Origin of the sequence: Microcoleus sp. B4-C1, assembly GCF_036705285.1 — a bacterium.
GTDB lineage: Bacteria > Cyanobacteriota > Cyanobacteriia > Cyanobacteriales > Microcoleaceae > Microcoleus.
Window position 1 is genome coordinate 20099 of record NZ_JAUBUC010000020.1, and the last position, 10358, is coordinate 30456.

A 10358-nucleotide genomic window follows, 5' to 3' on the forward strand; every position below is an offset into this window, starting at 1 on the left:
ATAATTTGTGCGATGTAGGGGCGGGTTTTACCAACCATCTATGTTTAAAACTAAGTATATCATAAACTCGTCCCGCCCGTACACTGATGACTATTGACTAATTTACCCTCCACTAATTTTAGCTTTGTAGCCTAACTTTGTGATAATTTCTAGCAGCTTTTGCTTGTGTTCGCCTTGAATTTCGATTTCATTATCTTTGACTGTGCCGCCAGTACCGCATTGGGCTTTTAGCTGCTTGGCTAAAGTTGCTAATGTTTCGGGTTTTTCCTGAAAGCCGCTGATGACTGTAACTGTTTTGCCGCCGCGTCCTTTTCGGGATGCTTCGATTTTGAGGTTTTGTTGATTGGGGGGAACTTCGGCAACTCCCCGTTGGAGGGCGGCCGAGTTGTCAACGTTGCCAAATTCGGAGTAAACAATTCGTTTTCCTGATTGGTTATTTGTATTGGAGTTTTTGGGTTTTGATGTACTCATAGTAGTTGGGTACTTGGGAGTTATGCCTGGTAGCGGATGGGCCCGGCAGTCCGGCAGGGAATTCATTCCCTGCCTCATAGCTAAAGTCCTCGCTATGAGGACTGTAGAATGTGTTTGAGAATGGTTGATTTAGGTGAGTTTTCAGGGAATATAATCTCTGAGATTTGCTGTTGGTTGTACATAGATTGTACTTGGTATTAGCAGTCAGTTAAAACTGACTTTAGCTCTCTCGACAGGGAATTCATTCCCTGGCGGGCTATCAGGGCGATCGCACATTCCCCGGTTTCAATTGAATTATATCGTTTACCGTTGTTTCTGGAGGAGTGAACCGCTGAGGGCGTCCAGGAAGAGAAGAGGGAGATGGATAATTCTGTTGAAGCGCGGGTTTGAGATGGGTGGGGAATTTAATTTTAGTTGGTTAAGTGCGATCGGGCGCAAGCAAAGAACCCCGACTTCGCAGAAGTTGTCGGGGTTCTAATCAATTAGTTTCACCAGTAAGTGGGGATAAACCCGATACCTTCATAGAAACGTTGGCACTGATTGAAGTGTTTCTATATATCGAGGGAATAAAACCCGATTAGGAGCAAATAATCCCAGACCACTCTTGATGTCCTCGACCTGGTTGACACTGAAATTGCCGTCCGACCCAAATAATTCCCCAGTTATTTTGGTTGCGTTTTAATTCAACGCGGTGTCGTACTGCACGGGCTGAATCGTCAGCTAGACCTATTCGGGTGTATAAAATTACAGATGTTCCTTCTCGGGAATATGTAATTGAAATCTCTTCATAAATTCTTCCTTCTTCATCTTCCAACCCCCTAAACAATTGTGCCGCTACGGCTTTTGGATTTGTCGCTGTAATGCCTTCAGAAGAGATGAATTCTTGTACGTTAACTACCTGAAAATTAAAACGTGGATTGTTGGCTGCATTTAGTTTAGCCCAAGTTTTATCGCCGACTATGCCGTCGGGAACCAGTTGTTGGGACTTTTGGAAATTGACGACAGCTTGCTTAGTTTTTGGCCCAAAAATACCATCAATGATACCGGGATCAAAATTTAAATTTTTCAAACCTTCTTGTAGCTTGGTGACTTCGGGGCCTCGTGAGCCTTGTTGAAGCAGAATAGAAATAGAGTTCATGATTTGTCCTTGCTTAGTTGTATGTTGTATTTCATGTTTGAGATAAACATGCACTTAACTTCACTACTGAATATATTCACTCCTGAATATACCCATTCCGTATAAACACGTATTTTATTCAAATACTCAATTTTGGAGATGATCGAAAACGACCGAATCGACCTTTCAGCGATTTGCACAGCCGATCGCCCACAGCCCCATAGACTAGATATAATAAAATCTGTCCCATTATCCCCACAAAGTTCGTGACAGTCACCCCCCTGCATCTCACCACCGACACCAGCGCCCAACGCCCAGACTCCCTCGGCAGATTCGGCAAATTCGGCGGCAAATACGTCCCCGAAACCCTGATGCCCGCTTTATTTGAACTAGAAGCCGCTTTCCACAAATACCGCAGCGAACCGGAATTTCAACAGCAACTCCAACAATTGCTCAAAGATTATGTCGGCCGCCCCAGCCCTTTGTATTTTGCCGAACGCCTCACCGAACACTACGCTAAAGCAGACGGAACTGGCCCGCAAATTTACCTCAAACGCGAAGATTTAAACCACACCGGTGCTCACAAAATCAACAACGCTTTAGCTCAAGCATTGCTGGCAAAACGCATGGGCAAAAAGCGGGTAATTGCTGAAACTGGTGCCGGTCAACACGGCGTTGCTACTGCCACAGTTTGCGCTCGTTTCGGCATAGAATGCGTTGTCTACATGGGCGTTCACGACATGGAAAGACAGGCTTTAAATGTGTTTAGAATGCGGCTGATGGGAGCCGAAGTGCGGCCGGTGGCTGCGGGTACGGGAACGCTGAAAGATGCGACTTCGGAAGCGATTCGCGACTGGGTGACAAATGTCGAAACAACTCATTACATTCTTGGTTCCGTAGCCGGCCCGCATCCTTACCCGATGATGGTACGCGATTTCCATGCGGTAATTGGTGAAGAAACGCGGGCTCAGTGTCAGGAAAAGTGGGGTGGTTTGCCGGATATTTTATTAGCTTGCGTCGGCGGCGGTTCTAATGCAATGGGTCTTTTCCACGAGTTTGTCGGGGAAGAAACTGTTAGATTGATCGGTATTGAAGCGGCGGGCGAAGGTGTGGAAACTGATAAACACGCTGCTACTTTGACTAAGGGAAGTGTGGGAGTTCTGCACGGCGCGATGAGTTATTTGCTGCAAGATAATGAAGGTCAAGTGATTGAGCCGCATTCGATTAGTGCGGGTTTGGATTATCCGGGCGTGGGGCCGGAACACAGTTATTTGAAGGATGCCGGCAGAGCTGAATATTATAGTGTAACTGATGCAGAAGCGCTGGAAGCATTTCAGCGGCTTTCGCAGTTGGAGGGGATTATTCCGGCTTTGGAAACTTCTCACGCGATCGCCTATTTAGAGACTTTGTGCCCGCAGTTAACAGGCAATCCGCGCATTGTGCTTAATTGTTCCGGACGCGGCGACAAAGACGTGAACACTGTAGCGAAGGTTCTGAATATCTAGGTTAGCGGAATGTGGGGCGATCGCTCTGTAGGAATTGGTAACAATTAATTGGTGTCAACTTAAGACTAAAATCCTTTGTATCTCTCGTTTGTATCGAAGTCTAGATCCCCCCTAGCCCCCCTTAATAAGGGGGGGACTGGAAGCGTTCAAAGTCAACCCCTACTCCGCTTATTAAGGGGGATCGAGAGGCTCATCGTCAGACGGTATACTCATATTACTTTTGGCATTAAGTTGACACTAATGGTAACAATTAACTTTATTTTTCGTTTGATTTCATGTCCAAAGGTTTGATTTCGATTTGCTTGGGATTGTTGACAATCCTGCCTAAGTGTGACACCTTTATTCCTACGCGATCGCTGCCACAAACTCCCATGAATACTAATGTTGCTTCGAGTGCTATTACTGACTTAGAAAAAGCGGTTAACCAACAGATAAATCAATACCGAGCATCTAAAAAGTTGCCGCCGCTGAGTGTCGATCCGCGAATCACTCAGATAGCAAGAATTCACAGCGAAGATATGGCTAAGGGTAAAGTAAGTTTTAGCCACGATGGATTTGAGGGGCGGGCGAAAGCAATTACGATTCCTTATCAAAGTGTAGCTGAAAATCTTGCTTACAATATGGGCTACAGTGACCCGGTACGCAATGCTGTTGAAGGTTGGATTAAAAGTGACGGCCACCGCAAAAATATGGAAGGTCAGTTTAATGTGACCGGTATTGGGGTTGCGAAAAATGCCAAAGGCGAGTATTATTTTACTCAGCTTTTTGTCCGCAGTCGGTAATTTGAAGGAAGAAGGAAGTTCGGCAACGGATTCTGTAACGGATGTAACGGATGTAACGGATGTAACGGATGTCAGTCCGAGGGAAGTCGGAAGAGGGAAGAAGGAAGAAGGTAGTCAACAGTCAACAGTCAACAGTCAAAAATTACTAATAATGGAATTTGCAGATTTTCAAGTGTGCGATGGTGATATTCCCGATTCTCTCTTATCTTATTATTTGACTGCGGAGGCGATCGCCGTTGATACCGAAACAATGGGTTTGCTACCGTGGCGCGATCGCTTGTGTTTGGTGCAGTTGTGCAATCCCGAAGGTAAAGTTGCAGTGGTGCGGATTGCCAAAAGCCAGACAGCAGCCCCGAATTTAAAGAAGTTAATGGAAGCCGAAAATATTGAGAAAGTATTTCATTTTGCGCGCTTTGATATGGCAACAATGCGTTACAATTTAAGTATTGACATTGCACCAGTTTTCTGCACCAAGCTAGCTAGTAAACTTGCTAGAACTTATACCAACAGACACGGATTGAAAGAATTAATTCTAGAACTCGAAAAGGTAGAACTAAATAAAACATCTCAAAGTTCCGACTGGGGAAATGCGACGAATCTTTCTGACGATCAACTAAATTATGCTGCTAATGATGTTCGCTATTTGCTGAGCGCTAAACAAAAGTTGACTGCTATGTTGCAGCGAGAAGAACGCTGGGAAATTGCACAGCAATGTTTTCAGTGTTTGCCAGTTTTTGTGAGTTTGGATTTATTGCAGTACAACAATATTTTCGAGCACGGCTAATACCATTTTAGATTTTAGATTTTAGATTTTAGATTGGGAATGAATGATGGCTACCAGGGTTTAGATGACGCGCATACAGTTGCATTCTTTTTTGGAAATTGTATAATATTGTGTCATATTATGTCCGATCGATTGACCATAATATCCCGGCCGGGCGGGTTTTTGAGATTGTCAATTATTGGCAGATATTATTGGTGAACCCGCCCCTACCTGATTTCGGGCGAAGCGAAGCGGAGGGAATCGACCGGACTAGATATCACCTCGCACAATTGCAATCAAATTGGTTTGTAATGAAGACTTGAGTTATGATAAAACTCGCTTGGACTTGAGTCCTCACTACAAACGTAATTATTATTATTTGACCAGACTTGATGTGATATCAAATCCGGTAGCATCGGAATTATTCCTCTCTGTATTCTCTCCCTCTGCGTTCTCTGCGCCCTCTGCGGTTAAATCATTCCGATAAAACCGGAAACGATATGAGTTAAAAAAAAAATCAAAACAGTGATCTATTGCTGATTATGGCTAATCGGGATTATGTTCGTGCAGCAAAGCTTCAATTTGGTCGTCAACATTTCTAATCACCTGTTCCAAAGCGGGCAACCCCTCTAAAGGCACAGGAGAAAGCCGAGTTCGATCGCGAATTTGATTCACTTTCCGCTGCAATTCTTCGGCCAGCCGCAGCGCGTCCCGACTCAAAGTAGACAACTGCTGCTGCTGGTAAAACCTCAAAGCTGCCCCCCGCAAAACTTGCAAGGTGGCTTCTTCCTTGCCACCCACCGTCATTACCCGCAAGCGCAACAGCAAATGAGTGTTTTGGTATATGCGCTCAACTTCGACTTGTTTGGCTTGTTCCACCGGGCCAACAGGCATATCCGTCAGCCGTTTCAACTCATCGATGACCTCTTGGAAAAGCACGATATCGATACCTTCAAGCATCGATTTCAAAACACCATCTTGACTCCAAAGAATGCGACCTTGGGACTGGTGCCGCTCAAAAAACAGGCGGCCGATACCCTCTCGCAGCACTCTACCGAGCAATTCTTGCAGCAGTTGGGGCGCGGGCAAAGTTGCCACAACTTCGACGGGGCTTGACAAGTGCAAGGCCTCGACATTCAAAACCGATAGCTGTGTCGGTGTCGGGGGAACCTCAGCGCTAGCAGGTTTAAACCGCTCAGGAGCGGGCCTTGAGGGTTGTGGCACAGACAGCAGCGTTGCTGCATTGGGGCCTGAAGTTGCTGATGGGGGATTTTTGGGTTTTGGGGCTGCGGCGGTTTCTGTCTGGCTGGGTTCTCGGAGCTGGTTGCCGTGCAGCAAGTAAGCTGAGAGCATCGAGCGCTGAGTTTCCGAGGCAATTGGCTCTGTTGTGACTGAGCAATTCATGTAAGCTAAAATCCGCTGCACGTAGTCCAAGGCGGAGTCATCTTGAGCATCGACTACGCCCAATTTAAATAGATTACCTTCTAGAGATAAAGGCAAAACTTGATAATAAAGGCAAGCTTCAAAGGGGACAACTGTGTCGATTAGGTGAAATATTCGATCGGAGTCCATTGTAGCTGCCGAGTGTGTTGAAGATGTATGTACCATTAGCTGCTTTGTAGTTGGAAGCGCGATCGAGCGCGACGCACCAACCTGATGCGATAAAATTAAACGCTGCAACTTCCTGCTACGGAGGAATTGGCCTAACAACCGGAAGCTTTTATTAAAGAAACATCCTTAGTCCCAGAATTTTCTCCCTGCTGTATTGCAGCCTCAAATTCTACCCAAAGATTGAGAGCTAGATGATGACTAGCGCAGTCTAGACCCACTATCATCGATCGCCCGAGATTGATGCCCGTGGCTGGCAACAATAGAATTATGTCTTTAATGCACAAGTATTAGAGATGCACCACAACCGATGATTTACGGGCAACCGCTGAATTTAGGATTGGTTAAAAAATCCTGAAAAGTCGATCGTGCTGCTAGTATCTTACCTCAGAGAGTGGGCTGCGATCGTCTCGGAGCGCGATCGTCACGGCAGCGCTACAACATCCCGATCGAGCTAACCTGATTTGATACAAGGGGGCATCGCGCGGTTTTCCCTGGGGAAACTCGCAGTAATCTGTGGCTGTGAGGGAATTGATTTGTAGCGGCGATTCTGAAAAATGCTACCGCCAATTAACAATTAGCAATAGCCCGCCACCCAACCAATCTACTCGTTGCGGAGCGATTGAGCTGCTAAATAGAGTTTGCTCCACTCGCCGATGACTTGATTGGTTTTCAGCTTTAATTCAGATGCGATCGTCTCTACACTTTTCCCTGCTTTCAGCGATTCTACCAACTGCCGCTGCACCGGCGTGAGGTCTTGTAAATATTGCTGCCACTGGGCGGGAGTCAAGCCCAAACTGTGTTCTTTGAGCGAAGTTTCCAGCCAGTTGGCGACTAATTCCGGTGCTTGTTTGACCGCAAAAACCCGAATCGCGTGGTAACTGACTTTTTCTCGCAAGCGGTAAATTTGCTTGATCGGAACCTTCAACTCCTCGGCAATTGCCTCTTGGGAACGACCTTGCAGGTAAAGCTGCAGCCACCGAGAAGCCAGCGGATCGACTTCAGCGGCCAAGTAATTCTCAAATTCTTGTTGGACAATCTGCCGCTGAGTTTGCTGCTCTTCCCAAGCCTGATTTTCTCGATACTCGGACATCGCCTGTTCGTCTAGCAGGCTGAGCGGTTCATCGGTATCTTCGGGTAGAACCTGTTCCGACACCAGCCGCACCCAGTCTCCCGCAGGCACTTGCGTCAACCCGCCCCGCTGAGCACGCCGCAGGTAGTTGACAAAACGGTACACCAGCAGCGGCTGGTTGCGGATCGGCCGTAAGCAGTATTCTTCTGTGCTCGCTAGCAGCAAAGCATTTCGGAGGCGTCTGTCTGAGGTGCATTCGGCAATCCAGGCGACTTGCTGCTGCAGGTAGCGATCGGAATTGAGCATTTCCTGAATCACTTCTTGTAGTACCTCCACCGCACTCCGCTGTCTGTCGCGACTCAGGGAAACCCACGCTTGGATTTTTTGCCGGAGCACAACTAAACCGCCGAGCCGCCCGATCAAGTTGCGGTAAGCTTTTTCTGGCGGTACTCCCAGATACCGAGAAATCAAAATTCGATATAAAAAGTCGATCGCCCCAGAGGCGACAGACAATTGAGTTGGGCTAAGAGTGTCAAATCTTTCGGGCTTGTCTCCCAACAGCCAGCGGACAACACTCTCGCGGGTGCTAGAATTTTCGTCCGGGCAATCTTGTTCAAGTCGAGACTTCCAATCTTGTGCCAGTCTTTGGGCCAAGGTCATGAGCTGTTGAGCTATTTGTCTTTCACCCCCGATTTTACGTGGTATCCTGGATTTTTGAGTATTTTTCAGATATTTCAGATATACGATCGCGCGATCGGATAAATTACCTTAAATTACCCTAAACAAAATTCCATTACGGTGCGATATGCCTAATTTTTTATTAGAACTCGGTACAGAAGAATTGCCCGCATCTTTTGTCGCAAGCAGCGCCCAGCAGTGGCAGCGACTTGTACCTGCAACGCTGGCAGAAGAATCCTTGACAAATGACTCAATTAATGTATACGCTACTCCGAGGCGTTTGGCTGTTCTCGTGAAAGGGCTGCCAGTTAAGCAATTAGACAGAGAAGAAGAGGTAAAAGGGCCGCCCGCGAGTTCGGCTTTTAAAGATGGCAAACCGACGAAAGCAGCGGAAGGTTTTGCGAAAAAGCAGGGCGTAGAAATTGATGCTTTGGAAGTTCGGGCTACGGATAAAGGCGATTTTGTGTTTGTGCTCAAAAAGATTCCGGGGCGGATGAGTGCGGATATTTTGACAGAACTTGTGCCGCAGTGGATTAATAAGTTAGAAGGCAAAAGATTTATGCGGTGGGCTGACGGAGATTTGAAGTTTCCGCGCCCGATTCGATCGATGGTGGCACTGTTAGATGATACTGTACTGCCAATTACATTGGTGAGCGGTTCCGATACGGTCAAGAGCGATCGAATTTCCCAAGGACACCGGGTGTTATACACCCCCCCTACAGCCCTGGGAGGGGTCTCGATTCCCCAAGCCGAGGATTATGTCGAGTGTCTGCGGGCTGCTTGCGTGGAGGTCGATCGCACCCAGCGCAAAAATCAAATTAAAGCACAAGTAGAAGCCGCAGCAACAAAACAAGGCGGTTACGCCGCCATTACCGAAGATTTGTTAGAAGAAGTCACCGACTTAGTAGAATGGCCGAACGCAGTTGTCGGCAAATTTGACGAAGAATTTTTGATATTGCCGCCGGAAGTAATTACCACAATTATTGTTACAAACCAGCGGTATTTTCCCATCCTCAAAAGCCCAGATTATCCCGAACTTCTGCCCTATTTCATTACAATTTCCAACGGAGATCCCGCTAAAGCGGCGATTATTGCCGCTGGTAACGAGCGAGTAGTGCGGGCGAGATTGGCAGACGGTCAGTTTTTCTACAAAGCAGACTTGGTAAAGCCTCTAGAGGATTATTTGCCCAAGTTGGAAAAAGTTACTTTCCAGGAAGATTTGGGGACAGTGCGCGCAAAAGTCGATCGGCTGTGCAAGATTGCCAGTTTAATTGTCAATCAACTGCAAATCCCAGAGGAAGAGCAAGGTGATATAGCCAGAGCAGCCTTACTTTGCAAAGCCGACCTCGTAACCCAAATGGTTTACGAACTTCCCGAAATGCAAGGAATCATGGGGCAGAAATACGCCTTAGCAAGTGGCGAATCGGAAGAAGTAGCCACAGCGATTTTTGAACATTATTTGCCCAAAGGTGCGGGCGACAATTTACCCCAAACTCTCACAGGTCAAGTTGTCGCAATAGCCGACAAATTAGATACATTAGTCAGCATCTTCGGTTTGGGAATGTTGCCGACTGGTTCATCCGATCCCTTCGCTTTGCGCCGCGCAGCCAATGCAATAACTAACATTATTTGGGCGGCTCAGTTGCCACTCAACTTGCACCAGTTGCTCGCAGAAGTTGTCGCAGAATTTACCGCAGCGCGCCCCGAAACACCGACGGAGTTGCTGGCTCAGTTATACGAGTTTTTCTTGCAAAGAATTCGGACTTTGTTGCAAGAAGAAAAAAATGTTGATTACGATTTGGTAAATGCCGTTTTGGGAGAAAACGACCCAGAATATACTGAACGAGCATTGAGAGATTTGTTGGACGCACTGGAAAGAGCGCTTTTCCTACAACAAATCCGCAATAACCAGACTTTGGATCTAATTTACGAAACAGTCAACCGTTCAACTCGTTTGGCGGCTCAAGGCTCTTTGGATAAAATACAATTGGAACCGAAAACGGCTGTGAAACCGGAGTTATTTCAAAAGTCGTCTGAACAAGCTTTTTACGATGCAGTCGTGCAGTTAGTGCCGCAAACGCTGCTATCAAAACAAACTCGGAATTACCAGCAGTTGGTAGATAGTTTGACTGAAATTGCTCCGACTGTCAGCAACTTTTTTGACGGGCCAGAAAGCGTTTTGGTGATGGATTCTGACCCGGAAATTAAGCGCAATCGGTTGAATTTACTGGGTTTGCTGCGGAATCATGCGCGGGTGTTGGCTGACTTTGGGGCGATCGTCAATCGATTTTAGATTTTAGATTTTGGATTTTAGATTGCGACCAAAGGTTTTGATGTAATATCAAATCCATTGGTATCGGAA

Annotated in this window: 8 protein-coding genes; 4 read left to right on the plus strand and 4 right to left on the minus strand. The window is 46.7% G+C overall.

What is annotated here, in order from left to right; genetic code table 11:
• Positions 1–102: 102 nt before the first annotated feature.
• Positions 103–471, minus strand: a complete 369-nt coding sequence (locus tag QUB26_RS10695) for a translation initiation factor (protein WP_333241063.1) — start codon at positions 469–471, stop codon at positions 103–105.
• A 577-nt stretch (positions 472–1048) separates the two neighbouring features.
• Positions 1049–1609: a peptidoglycan-binding domain-containing protein gene (locus QUB26_RS10700; protein WP_333317864.1), complete on the minus strand. Its 561-nt coding sequence runs from the start codon at positions 1607–1609 to the stop codon at positions 1049–1051.
• Positions 1610–1854: 245 nt separating this feature from the next.
• Here QUB26_RS10700 and trpB point away from each other — a divergent pair, with 245 nt between their 5' ends.
• The 3 genes from trpB (at position 1855) to QUB26_RS10715 (ending at position 4659) form a co-directional block, all read left to right on the plus strand.
• A complete protein-coding gene (gene trpB / locus QUB26_RS10705; RefSeq protein ID WP_333317866.1) occupies positions 1855–3093 on the plus strand; it encodes a tryptophan synthase subunit beta in 1239 nt (412 codons plus the stop codon).
• A 275-nt stretch (positions 3094–3368) separates the two neighbouring features.
• Complete coding sequence (locus tag QUB26_RS10710) at positions 3369–3875, plus strand: CAP domain-containing protein (RefSeq protein WP_333317868.1); 507 nt, start codon at positions 3369–3371, stop codon at positions 3873–3875.
• A 151-nt stretch (positions 3876–4026) separates the two neighbouring features.
• Positions 4027–4659, plus strand: coding sequence for a ribonuclease D (locus QUB26_RS10715; RefSeq protein WP_333241073.1), 633 nt, complete (start codon positions 4027–4029; stop codon positions 4657–4659).
• Between the two features lie 525 nt (positions 4660–5184).
• On the opposite strand, the gene QUB26_RS10720 is transcribed toward QUB26_RS10715, so the two are convergent.
• Together QUB26_RS10720 and QUB26_RS10725 are read right to left on the minus strand one after the other, a co-directional pair.
• Positions 5185–6246, minus strand: a complete 1062-nt coding sequence (locus QUB26_RS10720; RefSeq protein WP_333241056.1) for a hypothetical protein — start codon at positions 6244–6246, stop codon at positions 5185–5187.
• 604 nt (positions 6247–6850) lie between these two features.
• Entirely contained in the window at positions 6851–7978 is a 1128-nt protein-coding gene (locus QUB26_RS10725) for a HetZ-related protein 2 (protein WP_333317870.1), read from the minus strand.
• A gap of 145 nt (positions 7979–8123) precedes the next feature.
• Here QUB26_RS10725 and glyS point away from each other — a divergent pair, with 145 nt between their 5' ends.
• Complete coding sequence (gene glyS / locus QUB26_RS10730; protein ID WP_333317874.1) at positions 8124–10289, plus strand: glycine--tRNA ligase subunit beta; 2166 nt, start codon at positions 8124–8126, stop codon at positions 10287–10289.
• Positions 10290–10358: the final 69 nt, after the last annotated feature.

Bases quoted from the DNA above. Each gene is read 5' to 3' on its own strand.
- QUB26_RS10710 (WP_333317868.1), top strand. From the start codon at position 3,369: ATGTCCAAAGGTTTGATTTCGATTTGCTTGGGATTGTTGACAATCCTG.
- QUB26_RS10725 (WP_333317870.1), bottom strand. From the start codon at position 7,978: ATGACCTTGGCCCAAAGACTGGCACAAGATTGGAAGTCTCGACTTGAA.
- QUB26_RS10715 (WP_333241073.1), top strand. From the start codon at position 4,027: ATGGAATTTGCAGATTTTCAAGTGTGCGATGGTGATATTCCCGATTCT.
- glyS (WP_333317874.1), top strand. From the start codon at position 8,124: ATGCCTAATTTTTTATTAGAACTCGGTACAGAAGAATTGCCCGCATCT.
- QUB26_RS10720 (WP_333241056.1), bottom strand. From the start codon at position 6,246: ATGGTACATACATCTTCAACACACTCGGCAGCTACAATGGACTCCGAT.
- QUB26_RS10700 (WP_333317864.1), bottom strand. From the start codon at position 1,609: ATGAACTCTATTTCTATTCTGCTTCAACAAGGCTCACGAGGCCCCGAA.
- QUB26_RS10695 (WP_333241063.1), bottom strand. From the start codon at position 471: ATGAGTACATCAAAACCCAAAAACTCCAATACAAATAACCAATCAGGA.